At 60.8% G+C, this 17,539-nt stretch carries 17 protein-coding genes; 6 read left to right on the top strand and 11 right to left on the bottom strand.

Annotated elements, in window-relative coordinates; genetic code table 11:
* Positions 1–9 precede the first annotated feature (9 nt).
* Positions 10–417, top strand: a complete 408-nt coding sequence (locus tag ACLH0H_RS09615; RefSeq protein WP_307388161.1) for a hypothetical protein — start codon at positions 10–12, stop codon at positions 415–417.
* Between the two features lie 113 nt (positions 418–530).
* Here the strand turns inward: ACLH0H_RS09615 and ACLH0H_RS09610 are convergent, their stop codons facing one another.
* The 3 genes from ACLH0H_RS09610 to ACLH0H_RS09600 form a co-directional block, all read right to left on the bottom strand.
* A complete protein-coding gene (locus ACLH0H_RS09610; RefSeq protein ID WP_003176958.1) occupies positions 531–806 on the bottom strand; it encodes an HU family DNA-binding protein in 276 nt (91 codons plus the stop codon).
* 191 nt (positions 807–997) lie between these two features.
* Positions 998–2,146 carry an NAD(P)/FAD-dependent oxidoreductase gene (locus ACLH0H_RS09605; RefSeq protein WP_411381834.1) on the bottom strand — a complete coding sequence of 383 codons (1,149 nt, stop codon included), beginning with the start codon at positions 2,144–2,146 and terminating at the stop codon, positions 998–1,000.
* A 38-nt stretch (positions 2,147–2,184) separates the two neighbouring features.
* Complete coding sequence (locus ACLH0H_RS09600) at positions 2,185–2,352, bottom strand: rubredoxin (protein WP_003213373.1); 168 nt, start codon at positions 2,350–2,352, stop codon at positions 2,185–2,187.
* Between the two features lie 196 nt (positions 2,353–2,548).
* Here ACLH0H_RS09600 and ACLH0H_RS09595 point away from each other — a divergent pair, with 196 nt between their 5' ends.
* Positions 2,549–3,112, top strand: a complete 564-nt coding sequence (locus tag ACLH0H_RS09595; protein ID WP_411381833.1) for a chorismate--pyruvate lyase family protein — start codon at positions 2,549–2,551, stop codon at positions 3,110–3,112.
* Positions 3,112–4,002, top strand: a complete 891-nt coding sequence (gene ubiA, locus ACLH0H_RS09590) for a 4-hydroxybenzoate octaprenyltransferase (protein ID WP_411381832.1) — start codon at positions 3,112–3,114, stop codon at positions 4,000–4,002. Before ACLH0H_RS09595 ends, ubiA begins: the two co-directional genes overlap by 1 nt.
* Before the next feature lie 135 nt (positions 4,003–4,137).
* On the opposite strand, the gene ACLH0H_RS09585 is transcribed toward ubiA, so the two are convergent.
* Complete coding sequence (locus ACLH0H_RS09585) at positions 4,138–4,515, bottom strand: hypothetical protein (RefSeq protein WP_411381831.1); 378 nt, start codon at positions 4,513–4,515, stop codon at positions 4,138–4,140.
* A 154-nt stretch (positions 4,516–4,669) separates the two neighbouring features.
* On the opposite strand from ACLH0H_RS09585, the gene phoB reads away from it, so the two are divergent.
* The 3 genes from phoB to ACLH0H_RS09570 all read left to right on the top strand — a co-directional run bounded on the left by phoB (position 4,670) and on the right by ACLH0H_RS09570 (position 8,349).
* The gene (gene phoB / locus ACLH0H_RS09580; RefSeq protein WP_010207570.1) at positions 4,670–5,359 is read left to right on the top strand and encodes a phosphate regulon transcriptional regulator PhoB; all 690 of its coding nucleotides are present in this window, start codon (positions 4,670–4,672) and stop codon (positions 5,357–5,359) included.
* A 95-nt stretch (positions 5,360–5,454) separates the two neighbouring features.
* A complete protein-coding gene (phoR, locus tag ACLH0H_RS09575) occupies positions 5,455–6,741 on the top strand; it encodes a phosphate regulon sensor histidine kinase PhoR (protein WP_411382392.1) in 1,287 nt (428 codons plus the stop codon).
* Between the two features lie 267 nt (positions 6,742–7,008).
* Complete coding sequence (locus tag ACLH0H_RS09570) at positions 7,009–8,349, top strand: hemolysin family protein (RefSeq protein WP_076952078.1); 1,341 nt, start codon at positions 7,009–7,011, stop codon at positions 8,347–8,349.
* Positions 8,350–8,352: 3 nt separating this feature from the next.
* Here ACLH0H_RS09570 and ACLH0H_RS09565 read toward each other — a convergent pair whose 3' ends face one another.
* From ACLH0H_RS09565 to ACLH0H_RS09535, 7 genes are all read right to left on the bottom strand, one after another.
* Complete coding sequence (locus ACLH0H_RS09565; RefSeq protein WP_411381830.1) at positions 8,353–9,024, bottom strand: peptidoglycan DD-metalloendopeptidase family protein; 672 nt, start codon at positions 9,022–9,024, stop codon at positions 8,353–8,355.
* A 388-nt stretch (positions 9,025–9,412) separates the two neighbouring features.
* Positions 9,413–10,321, bottom strand: a complete 909-nt coding sequence (locus ACLH0H_RS09560; protein ID WP_411381829.1) for a response regulator — start codon at positions 10,319–10,321, stop codon at positions 9,413–9,415.
* A 167-nt stretch (positions 10,322–10,488) separates the two neighbouring features.
* Positions 10,489–11,250, bottom strand: a complete 762-nt coding sequence (gene phoU, locus ACLH0H_RS09555) for a phosphate signaling complex protein PhoU (RefSeq protein ID WP_076952081.1) — start codon at positions 11,248–11,250, stop codon at positions 10,489–10,491.
* 70 nt (positions 11,251–11,320) lie between these two features.
* Complete coding sequence (gene pstB, locus ACLH0H_RS09550) at positions 11,321–12,154, bottom strand: phosphate ABC transporter ATP-binding protein PstB (RefSeq protein WP_076952082.1); 834 nt, start codon at positions 12,152–12,154, stop codon at positions 11,321–11,323.
* Positions 12,155–12,294: 140 nt separating this feature from the next.
* Positions 12,295–13,965, bottom strand: a complete 1,671-nt coding sequence (gene pstA, locus ACLH0H_RS09545; RefSeq protein WP_411381828.1) for a phosphate ABC transporter permease PstA — start codon at positions 13,963–13,965, stop codon at positions 12,295–12,297.
* Between the two features lie 15 nt (positions 13,966–13,980).
* Positions 13,981–16,014: an ABC transporter permease subunit gene (locus tag ACLH0H_RS09540; RefSeq protein ID WP_411382391.1), complete on the bottom strand. Its 2,034-nt coding sequence runs from the start codon at positions 16,012–16,014 to the stop codon at positions 13,981–13,983.
* Between the two features lie 399 nt (positions 16,015–16,413).
* A complete protein-coding gene (locus ACLH0H_RS09535; RefSeq protein WP_076952085.1) occupies positions 16,414–17,400 on the bottom strand; it encodes a phosphate ABC transporter substrate-binding protein PstS in 987 nt (328 codons plus the stop codon).
* Between the last annotated feature and the right edge of the window lie 139 nt (positions 17,401–17,539).

Here is a 17,539-nt window from a genome sequence, read left to right as displayed (position 1 = left end):
GAACAGAACATGTTGATCGGTATCACGTCAGACTCGCCAGGCTGGAGCAAGGTCAGTGAAATCAGCAAGGAGCTACGGGACCTTGGTACTTTGGTAGAAGAGAAATATCCTTCTCTTGATTGGGAGTTGGTGGTTTGCCTGCGATGCTTGCCGAAGGATCTGCAAAGAAAAACATTTTGCCGTTACTACGCCAAAGACAAAATGTTCGGTCTGGATATTGCCATGGACGAGGAAGATTTCGTCCCACATAAAAAAGACAAGGCCGCTCAGCGCAAATTAATCGGTGCGGCGTTTATTACCTTTTTTGTTGAAAGCATTAAGAAGTACGAGAAAAAGCTGCCTAATCTTCAGCCGGTTTCAGCAGAATTGATCGCGGATGTACAGCAGTGGTGTGCCGAAAACGGGTGGACCGCCTGAAGGCAAACGATTGTGCCAGGATCACCTGAATATTAAATTCACAAAAATGGGCACCCAACCCAGTCGGCGTGCCCATTTCTTCACCACCCCGCCCCCTACGAGACGGTACGCCATCACGCGTTAACAGTATCTTTCAGCGATTTACCCGGCTTGAACGCAACGGTATTACTGGCCTTGATTTTCACCGGCTCACCGGTCTGGGGGTTTTTGCCGGTGCGGGCGCCGCGGTGGCGCTGCAGGAAGGTGCCGAAGCCTACGAGGGTGACGCTGTCCTTGCGGTGCAGGGCGCCGGTGATTTCTTCGAGAACGGCGTTGAGTACGCGGTTGGCCTGCTCTTTGGTGAGATCCGCTTTTTCAGCGATGGCGGCTGCGAGTTCTGGTTTACGCATAAGTGAAGCCTCTTTGACGGTTTTTTGTTGTTATGTCCGTGCCGCTCTCTGACGGAGCGGCGCCCAAAGCGCCGCAGGCTCTACTCTGCGGCAGACGGGAGTGAGGATGGCATGCCGCCGAACGCCGCGCCAGCCTCGCGGCGGCCTTTCTAGGGGGAAAAATGTGCTTATTGCGACAGAACGGCCAGTATTTACGCCAACAACGGCGGAAGTTCCTTATTAAGCGCCAGTTTTTCCATCACAGCGCTGCCGGTCAATGCATAACCCAGCAAGCGGCCGCTGCTGTCGCGGCACAGGGCTTTAATGTCGGCGCCCTCGCCCTCAACGCTCCAAACCCCTTCGGTGCCGCGTGGCGGGGGTGAAACCACTAGCGGGCACACCGGCGTCTTGACGGTCACCGGCATGGGGCCGTAGCTGACGGCGGTGGCGTTGCCGGCCAGGGTCTGGGCCAGGGCGCGGGCGCAGGTCATCAGGGGCATGACGTACAGCAGGTTCAAGCCGTCGACCTCGGCACAGTCGCCCAAGGCGTAGATGTTGGCGTGGGAGGTCTTGAGGTGGCGGTCCACCATGATCCCGCGATTGGTCTGCAGGCCGGCGGCGGCGGCCAGGTCGACACGCGGGCGCAGGCCGATGGCAGAGACCACCAGGTCGCAAGGGATCACTTCACCATCCGACAGATGGGCTTCCAGGCCCTGCGCCGTGCGCTGCAGGCGATTGAGCACCGGGCCCAGGTGGAAGCGCACGCCGAGGCCTTCCAATCCGGCCTGCACCGCTGCGGCCGCCGCTGGGTGCAGCAGGGTTGGCATGACTTGCTCGCACGGCGCCACCAGGTCGATCTCGTAGCCGCCAAGGATCAGGTCGTTGGCAAATTCACAGCCGATCAACCCGGCACCGAGCACCAGCACACGGCGCTTGCCGGCGGCAGCTGCACGAAAGCGCGCGTAGTCTTCAAGGTCGTTGATCGGAAAAATCAGTTCAGCCGCATCGCCTTCAACCGGTACACGCACGGTTTCCGCGCCCCAGGCCAGGATCAGGTCGCGGTAGGCCACGGCTTCTTCGCCGATCCACAGGCGTTTGTGGCCGGGGTCGATGCCGCTGACACGGGTGTGGGTACGCACTTGGGCCTTGAGTTGCTCGGCCATGGCGCCAGGTTCGGCCATGCTCAGGCCATCGGCTTCCTTGTTCTTGCCGAAACCGGTGGAGAGCATGGGCTTGGAGTAGGAGCGCCCGTCATCCGCGGTGATCAGCAGCAATGGGGTCTCGCTGTCGAGCTTGCGAAACTCCCGGGCCACGTTGTAGCCGGCCAGTCCTGTGCCGATGATCACGACAGGTGCGTTCATTCCTTTCTCCTTGTAGTACGTCGTCTGAAAACCGAAAATCAGCCGATTTCGATCATTTCGAAATCCATTTTGCCCACGCCGCAGTCAGGGCACAGCCAGTCTTCCGGGACATCTTGCCACAGGGTGCCCGGTGCGATTCCATCATCCGGCCAGCCGTCTTTTTCGTCATAGATCAGGCCGCAGACTACACATTGCCACTTCTTCATTACTTGCTTCCTCAGGTTTCCAGGCGTCTTGGCCGACGGTCGATAGACCCGCGTTGCCGTACGGCTCAGGGCGTTTTGTACTGATCAGGGCCGGCAGATGCAAGCACGATCAACGCAAACAGCCGGTTCGGCCCGGCAAAAAACCGGAACGCCATGGTAAGCTCGACGCCTCTTTTGCTGCCAATACTGACCCGCCGTGCCGCACTCAATCGTCCTTCCCGATGCTTGCCAATGGCTGCCCCAGAGCCTTTTGACCCCTGCACCTGCGCCCTTGACCCTCAACTGGCTGTTCAACGAAGACTCGCTGACGCGACGGCTGACGTGGCTGTCCAGCGATGGCTTCAGCGTAACGCCTTTGTTCGAGGGTTGGCAGCCGTTGCGCGATGATGAATGCGCCGCCCTGGCCTTGGCGCCGGCCAGTATCGGTTGGGTGCGCGAGGTGTACTTGCGTGGGCACGGCCAGCCCTGGGTGTTCGCCCGCAGTGTGGCGGCGCGCAGTGCCTTGCAGGGCGACGGCTTGCACATGGATGAATTGGGCAGCCGCTCGCTGGGCGAGTTGCTGTTCTGCGACCAGGCGTTCACCCGCCAAGCCATCGAGGTGTGCCATTACCCGCGGCAATGGTTGCCCCCGGCCGATCAGGTCGACGACCTGTGGGCCCGCCGCTCACGTTTCGATCGCGGCCCCCTGAGCGTGCTGGTTGCGGAGATCTTTTTGCCAAGCTTTTGGCATGCGCTGCACGCCCACCCGGAGAACTGCTGATGTACCAGCGTCTGCTCAAATCCCTGAACCGCCTGAACCCCAGGGCCTGGGATTTCATTCAATTGACCCGCATGGACAAGCCCATCGGCATCTACCTGCTGCTGTGGCCGACGTTGTGGGCGCTGTGGATCGCGGGCAAAGGTTCGCCATCCTTGATCAATATCGCGGTGTTCGTGCTGGGCGTGGTGCTGACCCGCGCCGGTGGGTGCGTGATCAATGACTGGGCCGATCGCAAGGTCGACGGCCATGTGAAGCGTACCGAACAGCGTCCGTTGGTGAGCGGCAAGATCAGTTCGAAAGAGGCGCTGGTGTTTTTTGCGGTGCTGATGGGGATCAGTTTCCTGCTGGTGCTGCTGACCAACGCCACCACCATCCTCCTCTCCCTCGGCGGCCTGGCGCTGGCGGCGAGCTATCCGTTCATGAAGCGCTACACCTATTACCCGCAGGTGGTGCTGGGGGCGGCGTTTTCGTGGGGCATGCCGATGGCATTCACCGCCGAGACCGGCAGCCTGCCCGCAGCCGCATGGCTGTTGTATATCGCCAACCTGCTGTGGACGGTGGGCTACGACACGTATTACGCGATGACTGACCGTGACGATGATTTGAAGATTGGGGTGAAATCCACCGCCATTCTGTTTGGCGATGCCGATCGGGTGATCATTCTCACCCTGCAAGGCCTGGCGCTGGTGTGCCTGTTAATGGCTGGTGCGCGGTTCGAGCTGGGGGGTTGGTTCCACTTGGGGTTACTGGCGGCGGCTGGCTGCTTTGCCTGGGAGTTCTGGTACACCCGGGACAGGGACCGCATGAAGTGCTTCAAGGCGTTTTTACACAACCATTGGGCCGGGTTGGCGATTTTTGTGGGGATTGTGGTGGATTACGCGGTGCGCTAGGCACCTTTTTTTGTAGCGGTTGGGCCGACGTATTCGCGAGCAAGCCCGCTCCCACACTCGAACGCATTCCAAAGCTGGAACTTGGTCGAATGTGGGAGCGGGCTTGCTCGCGAAGGTCTCAACGCCGCCGCTGAATCAAGGCTTGATCACATGCCACGCGCCACCCTTGCCATCACCGCTCTTGTCACCGGCCTTTTTGTCATCCTTGTAGGTGTAGACCGGCTTACCGTCATAGGCCCATTGGCTGGTCTGGTCATCGCGGGTGATGACCGTCCACTTGCCCGTCGACGTGTCGGTGGACTCAGCCTTCAGTGGCGGCCAGTTGGTCGCGCACTGGTCCTTGCACACTGACTTGCCATCGGCGTCCTTGTCGAAGGTGTAGAGGGTCATGCCCTTGTGGTCCACCAGCATCCCGTCTTTAGTCATCGCCGGCTCCGCCGCGAACGCCAGGCCTGGCAGCGTCAACGCCGCCATTACCAGCAGGGCTTTCCAGGAAATCGTGCTGTAAGTCATCGGAACCTTCCTATTGTGGTTGTCAGGATTCGGACCCCTAGCGTAGTCCAGAGAGGCGCAGAATGCTCTAGCGACTAAATTACTGTCACACGACTGCAATAATTCCGTTATCTAATGCGGCGCAAGACAGTTAAATGACAAGAGGATTCAGGCAATGGTTGGCAGGAGCATTCTGATTGTTGACGACGAAGCGCCCATCCGCGAGATGATCGCCGTTGCGTTGGAAATGGCCGGCTATGACTGCCTGGAGGCGGAGAACTCCCAGCAGGCCCATGCCATCATTGTCGACCGCAAGCCGGACCTGATCCTGCTGGACTGGATGCTGCCCGGCACCTCCGGCATCGAGCTGGCCCGCCGCCTCAAGCGTGACGAGCTGACCGGAGATATTCCGATCATCATGCTCACCGCCAAGGGCGAAGAGGACAACAAGATCCAGGGCCTGGAAGTCGGCGCCGACGACTACATCACCAAACCCTTTTCCCCAAGGGAACTGGTCGCTCGTCTGAAGGCTGTACTGCGCCGCGCCGGTCCGACCGATGGCGAAGCACCCATCGAAGTCGGCGGCCTGCTGCTGGACCCGATCAGCCACCGCGTGACCATCGACGGCACACCCGCCGAGATGGGCCCTACCGAATATCGCTTGCTGCAATTTTTCATGACCCACCAGGAACGCGCCTACACCCGTGGCCAGCTGCTCGACCAAGTGTGGGGCGGCAACGTGTACGTGGAAGAACGTACCGTGGACGTGCATATCCGCCGCCTGCGCAAAGCCTTGGGCGAGGCCTATGAGAATCTGGTACAAACCGTGCGCGGCACCGGTTATCGGTTTTCCACCAAAGGCTGAGCCAGCCGATTTGTGCACGTAAGCGCCTGACTTAACAGCTGACAAGGACGCATGTTCAAGTGAATCAAAACTGGCACGGCACCCTGATCCGCCACATGCTTTTGCTGATCACCGGCTGCCTGTTGGTGGGCCTGGTCAGCGGTTATTACGGCTGGAGCCTGGCGGTCGGCATTGGCTTGTACCTGGGTTGGACCCTCAAGCAATTGCTGCGGCTGCATGAATGGCTGCGCCAGCACAAACCCGACGAAGCGCCGCCCGATGGCTATGGCCTGTGGGGCGAAGTGTTCGACAGCATCTACCACCTGCAACGCCGCGACCAACGGGTGCGCGGGCGCCTGCAAGCGGTGATCGACCGGGTGCAGGAATCCACCGCCGCGCTCAAGGACGCGGTGATCATGCTCGACAGCGACGGCAACCTGGAATGGTGGAACCGCGCCGCCGAGACCCTGCTGGGCCTCAAGACGCCCCAGGACAGCGGCCAGCCGGTGACCAACCTGGTGCGCCACCCGCGCTTCAAGGAGTACTTCGAGCAGGATAACTACGAAGAAGCCTTGGAAATCCCCTCGCCCACCAATGACCGCGTACGCATCCAGTTGTACCTGACGCGCTACGGCAACAACGAACACTTAATGCTGGTGCGCGACGTCACCCGCATCCACCAGCTGGAACAGATGCGTAAAGACTTCGTCGCCAATGTCTCCCATGAACTGCGCACACCACTGACGGTGATCTGCGGTTACCTGGAAACGCTGCTGGATAACGTCGACGAGATCAACCCGCGCTGGAGCCGTGCCCTGCAGCAGATGCAGCAACAAGGTTCACGCATGCAAACGCTGCTTAACGACCTGCTGCTGTTGGCCAAGCTGGAAGCGACCGATTACCCGTCGGACAACCATCCCGTGGCCGTGCAGAGCCTGCTGCAGACCATCAAGAACGATGCCCTGGCCTTGTCCGGCCAGCGCGAGCAGCAGATCAGCCTGGAAGCCGACCCGGCCGTACTGCTCAAAGGCAGCGAAGGTGAGTTGCGCAGTGCGTTTTCCAACCTGGTGTTCAACGCCGTGAAATACACCCAGGACAAAGGCAATATCCGCATCCGCTGGTGGGCCGACGAACAGGGCGCACACTTGAGCGTGCAGGATTCCGGCATCGGCATCGATGCCAAGCACCTGCCACGCCTGACCGAACGGTTCTACCGCGTAGATTCCAGCCGCAACTCCAACACCGGCGGCACCGGGCTGGGCCTTGCGATCGTCAAGCATGTGCTGTTGCGCCACCGTGCACGCCTGGAAATCAGCAGCGTGCTGGGGCATGGCAGTACGTTTACCTGCCATTTTCCGCCAGCCCAGATGACGCGTTTTCGGGTAACCGAGAGCGATAAATAACCCGAGCACAACACGAATCCAATGTGGGAGCGGGCTTGCTCGCGAAGGCGGTGGATCAGCCAACACATGCATAGCTGACCCACCGCATTCGCGAGCAAGCCCGCTCCCACATTAGCTCTACTGCATTTCGAAGACCGTATTCCACGCCCCGCCCGGCAGCAGACACTAGGCAAGCGCCCCGTCAGCCGCTACATTGGCCGACTTGCGCCTGCCTTCCAGGCCCACCCGTCCCCTTTATTGAACACACGGAACCTGCAAAACCCCATCATGGACCCTTCCCCTGGTATCACCCTCGCTACGCTCTTCGCCGACTTTGGCATGATCCTTTTTGCATTGGTCCTGGTACTGCTCAACGGTTTCTTCGTTGCGGCGGAATTTGCCATGGTCAAACTGCGCTCGACTCGGGTCGAGGCCATCGCCCACACCAATGGCTGGCGCGGGCAGATCCTGCGGACCGTACACAGCCAGCTCGACGCCTACCTGTCGGCCTGCCAGCTGGGTATCACCCTGGCCTCCCTGGGCCTGGGCTGGGTCGGTGAACCGGCGTTTGCGCATATCCTCGAGCCGCTGCTGGGCGCGATGGGCGTTGAATCGCCCGAAGTGATCAAGGGCGTGTCGTTCTTTGCCGCCTTCTTCGTGATTTCCTACCTGCACATCGTGGTCGGTGAGCTGGCGCCCAAATCCTGGGCCATTCGCAAGCCCGAGCTGCTGTCGCTGTGGACGGCGGTGCCGCTGTACCTGTTCTACTGGGCCATGTACCCGGCGATCTACCTGCTCAATGCCAGCGCCAACGCTATCCTGCGCATCGCCGGCCAAGGCGAGCCTGGCCCGCATCACGAGCACCATTACAGCCGCGAAGAGCTCAAGCTGATCCTGCACTCCAGCCGTGGCCAGGACCCCAGCGACCAAGGCATGCGCGTACTGGCCTCCGCCGTGGAAATGGGCGAGCTGGAAGTGGTGGACTGGGCCAATTCGCGGGAAGATCTGGTCACCCTGGACTTCAATGCTCCGCTCAAGGAAATCCTCGCACTGTTCCGCCGCCACAAATTCAGCCGTTACCCGGTGTACGACGCGGTGCGCAATGAATTCGTGGGCCTGTTGCACATCAAGGACCTGCTGCTGGAGCTGGCGGCCCTGGACCACATTCCCGAGTCGTTCAACCTGGCCGAATTGACCCGCCCGCTGGAACGCGTGTCGCGGCATATGCCGTTGTCGCAGTTGCTGGAACAGTTCCGCAAAGGCGGCGCGCACTTCGCCCTGGTGGAAGAAGCCGACGGCAAGATCATCGGCTACCTCACCATGGAAGACGTGCTGGAAGTGCTGGTCGGTGATATCCAGGACGAACACCGCAAGGCCGAGCGCGGCATCCTGGCCTATCAGCCGGGCAAGCTGCTGGTGCGCGGCGATACGCCGCTGTTCAAGGTTGAACGCCTGTTGGGTGTCGACCTGGACCACATCGAAGCCGAAACCCTGGCCGGGCTGATCTACGACACCCTCAAGCGGGTGCCGGAAGAGGAAGAAGTGCTGGAAGTGGAAGGCTTGCGCATCATCATCAAGAAGATGAAAGGGCCGAAGATCGTGCTGGCCAAGGTCCTGCTGCTGGACTGACCGTTAATTGCCCAATGCAAAATTGGGCAATGTGCCGACCGGCTGGTTGAACTCGTAAGGGATCGACACCAGCCCGGCCTCGGTGCTCTGCTGCACCACAAAGTGCAGGTGCGGCCCGCTGCTGTTGCCGGTATTGCCCGACAACGCCAGTGGGCTTCCCATCGCCACGCGCTGCCCTGCCCGGACGCTCACCGAGCCTTGCTTGAGGTGCAGGTACACGCCCTCGGTGCCGTCATTGTGACGCACCCTGACGAAATTCCCCGACGCATCACTGCCCCGCCCGGCCTGTGCGTTTTCGGTCCTGACCACCACACCGCTGCGTGCCGCAATGATCGGCGTGCCTTCGGGCATGGCAATGTCCATGGCGTAGCGGCTCTTGGCGTCGGTATGGCTGAAGCTGCCGTTGGGGCCTTGGGTCAGGCGGAACGGGCCGCCACGCCAAGGCAAGGGATAACGGTAGGCTTGCTGTGGATAACGGCGTTCAGGCACCAGGCGCACCGCAGGCTTCACCCGCTCGGCACGGCGCTCCGGGATCACAAACGCCTGGGCACCGGGGGTTTGCCGGTCGCTGAAAAACACCACGCCATTGGCATCGGTGGATTTGTAGAGGGTCATGGCCTGGGTCGACGTGGCGACCGTGGCCAGCCCGCAGCACAGCAAAAAGCGCATGAGCATGGCGTGAACCTGCCGGGACGACTGAGCGGCAGGTTAGCAAGGGATCATGACAACTTTGTATAGAGCGCTGATATCAACTGTGGGAGCTGGCTTGCCTGCGATGACAGGGTGTTACGCACAGATCATGTATCTGGTACACCGCTATCGCGGCATAGGTATCTACACAACTTTGTAGTGAGCGGGCTTGTCCCGCGCTGGGTGGCGAAGCCGCCCCAATAAAGACGCCGTCGAGTCCCAGATAAATCCAAGTCGCCTGGTCTGGGGCCGCTTCGCAGCCCAGCGCGGGACAAGCCCGCTCACTACAGATGCTCGCACGCCCTCAAAAAAGATGTGTAGATACCTATGGCTATGGCGGGCAAGCCCGCAGGGGTTAGTGGTTACTCCAGAATCAAGCACCCGGCACAAAATGCTTCTGCGCGGTGCCGCGTGCGATCAGGCGGGAGATGTAGTCGAGCTTCTGTGCGTCCTGGTCGATAAACCGGAAGGTCAGTTGCAGCCAGTCGCTGTCGGGCTTGGGTTCGAAGGCGACGATGGCGTGCAGGTAGCCGTTGAGACGGGCCACTTCGGCGTTGTCGCCTTGCTCCAGGTCGAGTACGGCGCTTTCCAGCACCTGGGGCAGGATCTCGCCACGACGCACCACCAGCAGCGCTTCCTTGATGCTCAGCGCTTTGATCACGCATTGCTGGGTGCCGCTGGACAGGCGCAGTTGGCCTTGGCCCCGACCGCCGGCCGGGGACGCAGCGGCAGGCGCCTGAAGCGAAGGGCTATTGAGCAGGCCTCGACTCGGCGCGGGAGCCGCCGCCACAGGCGCCGACTTGACCGCTTCGGGCTTGCCGCCGGTCAGAGCGCTCAGGGAATCGTTGCCGAAAGCCGAGTTCATTTTGGTCGGTGCGCTGGCAACCAGCGCGTCGAGGCGGCCGATCTTGTGCAGGGCCTGCTTGACCTTGCTCAACAACTGTTCGTTGGTGAACGGCTTGCTGACGTAACCGGAAACGCCGGCCTGGATGGCCTGGACCACGTTTTCCTTGTCGCCACGGCTGGTCACCATCACGAAAGGCATGGCTTTGAGGTGCGGCTGCTCGCGGCACCAGGTCAGCAGTTCAAGGCCCGACATCTCCGGCATTTCCCAGTCGCACAACACCAGGTCGAAGGTCTCGCGCATCAGGATGGCCTGGGCCTTTTTGCCGTTTACCGCATCTTCAAGCTTGATCCCCGGGAAGTAGTTGCGCAGGCACTTCTTCACCAGATCGCGGATAAACGAGGCGTCATCCACCACCAATACACTGACTTTACTCATCAACCCTTCATCCTATTAACACTTCGGCACGCAACACGCCTGACTGATGGCATTTTGCCAAAACTCGGTAGTCACAGCAGAACTTATTGTCCCTGCCGTGCAAAAAAATTCATCGCCGCAAACGAAAACGCCCGACCAAAGGCCGGGCGTTAATTTCTCGGGCAACCTTACTTATCGTCAGTTTCGCCCGGAACATTAGGTATTTGATCGACTGAACCCTCAACTTCGGCCTTCATGCGCTTGAGGCCCATGTGCCGTACGTCGGTTCCGCGTACCAGGTAGATTACCAGCTCCGAGATATTGCGCGCATGGTCGCCGATACGCTCCAACGAGCGCAGCACCCAGATAATGCTCAAGACCCGCGAGATAGAGCGCGGGTCTTCCATCATGTAGGTAGCCAGCTCACGCAGGGCAGTCTTGTATTCGCGGTCGATGACTTTGTCGTACTGGGCCACCGACAGCGCGAGTTCAGCGTCAAAGCGCGCAAATGCGTCGAGGGCGTCGCGCACCATGTTGCGCACCTGGTCGCCGATATGCCGCACTTCCACGTAGCCGCGCGGCGCTTCGCCCTCTTCGCACAGCTGGATGGCGCGGCGAGCGATCTTGGTCGCTTCGTCGCCGATGCGCTCCAGATCGATCACCGACTTGGAGATGCTGATGATCAAACGCAGGTCGGACGCCGCCGGTTGGCGACGGGCAAGAATGCGCAGGCATTCTTCGTCGATGTTGCGTTCCATCTGGTTGATCTGGTCGTCGATCTCGCGCACCTGCTGGGCCAGCCCCGAGTCGGCCTCGATCAGCGCAGTCACCGCGTCATTGACTTGCTTTTCCACCAGACCGCCCATTGCCAGGAGGTGGCTGCGCACTTCCTCAAGCTCGGCGTTGAACTGCGCGGAGATGTGGTGGGTAAGGCCTTCTTTGCTAATCATGTTGGCGTCCTTGGAGCGTCCGGTAGGGTGCGGAGAACCGCAGCGTCAATGCAATCAGAACCACGGCGTCCTAGCCGTAGCGACCGGTGATGTAGTCTTCGGTCTGCTTCTTCGCCGGATTGGTGAACAGGGTATCGGTGTCGCCGAACTCCACCAGCTTGCCCATGTACATGAACGCGGTGTAGTCGGAAACCCGCGCCGCCTGCTGCATGTTGTGGGTCACGATGACGATGGTGAACTTGGACTTGAGTTCGTAGATCAGCTCTTCGACTTTCAGCGTCGAAATCGGGTCGAGTGCCGAGCAGGGTTCATCGAGCAGCAACACTTCCGGTTCCACCGCGATGGTGCGCGCGATGACCAGGCGCTGCTGCTGGCCGCCGGACAGGCCGAGCGCCGATTCGTGCAGGCGGTCCTTGACCTCGTCCCACAGCGCCGCGCCTTTCAAGGCCCACTCGACGGCTTCATCCAGGATGCGCTTTTTGTTGATGCCCTGAATGCGCAGGCCGTAGACCACGTTTTCGTAGATGGTCTTGGGAAACGGGTTGGGTTTCTGGAACACCATGCCCACGCGGCGACGCAGCTCGGCCACGTCCTCGCCCTTGCGGTAGATGTTGGTGCCGTAGAGGTTGATGGCACCGTCCACGCGGCAACCGTCAACCAGGTCGTTCATGCGGTTGAAGGTGCGCAGCAGCGTGGACTTGCCGCAGCCGGACGGGCCGATGAAGGCCGTCACGCGCTGCTTGGGGATGTTCATGCTGACGTCGAACAGCGCCTGCTTGTCGCCGTAATAGAGGCTCAGGCCCGGCACTTCGATGGCCACGGTTTCCTGGGCCAGGCTCAGGCTCTGCTTGTCGCGACCCAGGGCAGACATGTTGATGCCGTGGGGTTGGTTTTCGTGTTGCATGGGATGCTCCCTGTGCTACCAATTCGTTGTGTGGGAGCGGGCTTGCTCGCGAAGGCGTCGTTTCAGTCGCCAGGTGTGTTGAATGACACACCGCATTCGCGAGCAAGCCCGCTCCCACATTGAGTCCGCGCTCACTTCAATTAACTGTCCAGCGCCTTGTACTTCTCGCGCAGGTGGTTACGTATCCACACCGCCGACAGGTTGAGCGTGGCAATCACCATCACCAGCAGCAGCGCAGTGGCGTACACCAGTGGCCGTGCGGCTTCGACGTTGGGGCTCTGGAAACCCACGTCATAAATATGGAAGCCCAGGTGCATGATCTTCTGGTCCAGGTGCAGGTACGGGTAGTTGCCGTCCAGCGGCAGCGACGGCGCCAACTTCACCACGCCTACCAGCATCAGCGGCGCCACTTCGCCGGCGGCGCGGGCCACGGCGAGGATCATGCCGGTCATCATCGCCGGGCTGGCCATCGGCAACACGATCTTCCACAGCGTTTCCGCCTTGGTCGCGCCCAGAGCCAGGGAGCCTTCGCGCACGGTACGCGGAATCCGCGCCAGGCCTTCTTCGGTGGCCACGATCACCACCGGCACCGCCAGCAGCGCCAGGGTCAGCGAGGCCCACAGCAGGCCCGGCGTACCAAAGGTCGGGGCCGGCAGGGCTTCGGCGAAGAACAGGCGGTCGACCGAGCCACCCAATACATACACGAAGAAACCCAGGCCGAACACGCCGTAGACGATGGCCGGTACGCCGGCCAGGTTGTTCACGGCGATGCGGATGATGCGGGTCAGGGTGTTCTGCTTGGCGTACTCACGCAGGTACACGGCCGCCAGCACGCCGAACGGGGTTACGATCATCGCCATGATCAGGGTCATCATCACGGTGCCGAAGATGGCCGGGAAAATCCCGCCTTCGGTGTTGGCTTCCCGTGGGTCATCGCTGAGGAATTCCCAGACCTTGCTGAAGTAGAAGCCGATCTTGGTCATCGTGCCCATGGCGTTCGGCTGGTAGGCGTGCACCACTTTGCCAATGCCGATTTCCACTTCCTTGCCGTTGCCGTCGCGGGCGGTCAGCGCGTCGCGGTTGAACTGGGCGTGCAGGTCGGCCAGGCGCGCTTCGATATCCTGGTAGCGGGCGTTCAATTCGGCGCGGTCAGCGTCCATGTCGGCCTGGGCGGTGGCGTCAAGCTTGCCCTCCAGCTCCAGTTTGCGACCGTGCAGGCGGATGCGTTCGAGCCCGGCGTTGATCGCGCCGATATCGGACTTTTCAAGGGTCTTGAGCTGGGCGGCCAGCGCGTTCACACGCTCGACACGGGCTTGCAGCTCGGGCCATGCGGCTTCGCCTTCGGCGATGACCTTGCCATCCTGCTTGACGTTGACCAGCGTGCCGTAGAAGTTGCCCCACTCACGCCGCTCGATGGTCATCAGGCTTTTCGGCGTGGCCTGGTCCTTCAACCACTCGCCGACGATCCAGGTGAAGTCGTTGCCGTTCAGGTCACGGTTGCCGACCTTGATCAGCTCACGGGTCATGAATTCCGGGCCCGCGTCGGGTACCGGCAAACCGGCGCTTTTCAGGCGCTCGCGCGGCACTTCTTCCTTCTGCACCACTTCGCCGATGACGATATGGTTGGCCTGGCCCGGTACGTTGTAGTTGGCCTGGATCAGGTCGGCCGGCCAGAAGTGGCCCAGACCGCGCACCGCAATCACCGCCAGCAAACCAATGGTCATGATGACCGCGATGGACACCGCGCCACCGCTGATCCAGACGCCGGGGGCGCCGCTCTTGAACCATCCATTCAGGGAGTTCTGTTTCACAGACTTCTACCTTTCTTAAAGCGACGAGTATTTCTTGCGCAGACGCTGACGGATCAGCTCGGCGAGGGTGTTCATGATGAAGGTGAACAACAGCAGCACCAGCGCCGAGAGGAACAGCACGCGGTAATGACTGCCGCCGACTTCCGACTCGGGCATTTCCACCGCAACGTTGGCCGCGAGTGTGCGCAGGCCTTCGAAGAGGTTCATCTCCATTACCGGGGTGTTGCCGGTGGCCATCAGCACGATCATGGTCTCGCCGACAGCGCGGCCCATGCCGATCATCAGCGCCGAGAAGATGCCCGGGCTGGCGGTCAGGATCACCACGCGAGTCATGGTCTGCCAGGGCGTGGCACCCAGGGCCAGGGAGCCCAGGGTCAGGCCGCGCGGCACGCTGAATACGGCGTCTTCGGCAATGGAGTAAATGTTCGGGATCACCGCAAACCCCATGGCCAGACCGACCACCAGGGCGTTGCGCTGGTCGTAGGTAATGCCAAGGTCGTGGGAAATCCACATGCGCATGTCGCCGCCGAAGAACCAGGTCTCCAGGTAGGGGCTCATGTACAGCGAGAGCCAACCGACAAACAGGATCACCGGGATCAGGATCGCGCTTTCCCAGCCATCGGGAACCCGCAGGCGGATTGACTCAGGCAGGCGGCTGAAGACAAAACCGGCCACCAGAATGCCAATCGGCAACAACATCAACAGGCTGAAAATCCCCGGTAAATGCCCTTCCACATACGGCGCCAGGAACAGGCCGGCGAAGAAGCCGAGGATCACGGTCGGCATGGCTTCCATCAGTTCGATCACCGGCTTGACCTTGCGGCGCAGGCTGGGGGCCATGAAGTAGGCGGTATAGATTGCAGCGGCAACCGCCAATGGCGCGGCCAGCAGCATGGCGTAGAACGCGGCCTTCAAGGTACCGAAGGTCAGCGGGGCCAGGCTCATCTTGGGTTCGAAATCGGTGTTGGCCGCGGTCGACTGCCAGACGTATTTAGGCTCGTCGTAGTTTTCGTACCAGACCTTGCTCCACAACGCGCTCCAGGAGACCTCCGGGTGCGGGTTGTCCAGCAGCAACGGTTGCAGTTTGCCACCGGCCTCCACGATGACGCGGTTCGCGCGCGGCGACAGGCCGAACACGCCTTGGCCGTCGACGACCGGGTCGACCAGCAGGGTGCGGTGCGCGGTGCTGTGGAACACACCGAACTGGCCGGAAGCGTCGAGGGCGGTAAAGCCCTTGCGGCGCTCTTCGGCGGCAATTTCGATGATCGGCGTGGTGCCCATCTGGAACGTGCGGATCTGCTTGAAACGCTGCTCCCCATCCGGGTCGCGGGCCATGAACCATTGGGCCAGGCCGCCTTTGGAGTTGCCGATGATCAGCGAAATACCGCCCACCAGCTGGGTGCTGGCAGTGATTTCAGCGTTGGCATCGTCCAGCAGTTTGTAGCGACCGTTGAGGCTTTTGTCGCGCAGGCTGAAGACGTCGGCAAGGGCGCGGCCGTTGATCACGTACAGCCATTGCTGGCGTGGGTCGATGAAGATCGCCTTCACCGGTTCGGTCATTTGCGGCAGCTCGATACGCTTCTGCTCGCTGGTGACTTCGCCGGTCATCATGTTTTCTTCGCGGCTCAGGGACAGCACGTTCAAATACGAACCCGCCGAACCTGCGATCACCAGCGTGGTATCCGTGGCGTTGAGCGCTACATGTTCCAGCGGGCGACCCGCGTCATCCAGGACGATCGGGGTTTCGCCGTAAGGGTATTCGATCGCCGGGCTGATGGTCTTCTTGCCGTCGGGGTAAGACACCTTATAGGTGTGGCGGAACACCATGGACTGGCCATTGGACAATCCAAGGATCACCAGCGGGCTGCCGGGCTGGTCTTCACCGATGGACGCGACGCTGGTCCCGGCCGGAAGCGGCAGGTCGACGCGTTTGAGCTCGGCGCCAGTCTCCAGATTAAAGAACAGCGCCTGGCCCTTGTCGGAAACCCGCATGGCGACCTGGTTCTGTTCTTCGAGGGAAATCATCAGCGGCTTGCCGGCGTTCTGGATCCAGGCGGGGGTCAGTGCGTCTTCCTTGGTCAATGAAGCACCCTGGAACAAGGGCGCGACGACATAGGCCAGAAAAAAGAAAATCAAGGTAATGGCGCCGAGAACGGCGAGACCGCCGACCAGCACGTACCAACGGGTCAGGCGATCCTTGAGCGCGCGAATGCGGCGCTTGCGTTGCAGCTCAGGCGTATTGAAATCAATGCGCTTGGGGGGAGAAGTCGTCGTCATGGTGGAGTTGGCCAGATCATTCATGCGCACACCCTAGCGGTCCTGTATGACAGAAAGATGACAATGCGGTGACGCACCAAATCCGCCGCGAAGCAAGGCTGGCAGCGGACAAAAAAGATGGGATTAAGCCGGGCCTTTGTGGGGCCCGGTCTTACATCGGGTATTACAGGCTTAGTTGCCTTCTTTCAGACCCAAGTCAGCCAGGGCCTTGGCGGCGACTTTGGCGGGCAGCGGGATGTAGCCGTCTTTGACTACAACTTCCTGGCCCTGTTTGGACAGCACCAGCTTCACGAACTCGGCTTCCAGCGGGGCCAGAGGCTTGTTCGGCGCTTTGTTGACGTAAACGTAGAGGAAGCGCGACAGCGGGTATTTGCCGTTCAGGGCGTTTTCTTCACTGTCTTCAATGTAGTCAGTGCTGCCTTTCTTGGCCAGGGCCACGGTTTTCACGCTGGCGGTCTTGTAACCGATGCCCGAGTAACCGATGCCGTTCAGCGACGAGCTGATCGACTGCACGACCGAAGCCGAGCCGGGTTGTTCGTTCACGTTTGGCTTGTAGTCACCTTTGCACAGGGCCTCTTCCTTGAAGTAGCCGTAGGTGCCGGACACCGAGTTACGACCAAACAACTGCACCGGCTTGTTGGCCAGGTCGCCGGTCACACCCAGGTCGCCCCAGGTTTTCACGTCGGTCTTGGCGCCGCACAGACGCGTCGACGAGAAGATTGCGTCGACCTGCTCCATGGTCAGGTGCTGGATGGGGTTGTCCTTGTGTACAAATACAGCCAGGGCATCCACGGCAACCGGGATGGCGGTTGGCTTGTAGCCGTACTTCTGCTCGAAGGCCGCCAGTTCGGTGTCCTTCATCTTGCGGCTCATCGGGCCCAGGTTGGAGGTGCCTTCGGTCAGCGCAGGAGGCGCGGTCGCCGAGCCGGCCGCTTGGATCTGAATGTTGACGTTCGGGTATTCCTTCTTGTAACCCTCGGCCCACAGGGTCATCAGGTTTGCCAGGGTATCGGAACCGACGCTGGACAAGTTGCCCGACACACCAGTGGTCTTGACGTAAGCCGGGATCGCCGGGTCAACGCCAGCAGCCACCGCGTTGGCGGTCGCGACGCCAGCAGCGACAAACGTCATTGCCGCCATCAAACGTTTCAGTTTCATGCCTTGCTCCTAGCAGATAGGGATAATTGGATCGGGCCAAGTATCGGCAGGCCGTGTGACTACTCTATGTATGGAATGTGACAGTTGGATGAAAGGCCAGCATTGGAAGGGATCTTACCTTGGCATCGAAATAGTCTGA

It is taken from the genome of Pseudomonas sp. MPB26, from assembly GCF_046605355.1.
In the GTDB taxonomy this organism is placed as follows: Bacteria; Pseudomonadota; Gammaproteobacteria; order Pseudomonadales; family Pseudomonadaceae; genus Aquipseudomonas; species Aquipseudomonas cedrina.
This window is presented reverse-complemented; position numbering and strand designations above follow the sequence as displayed.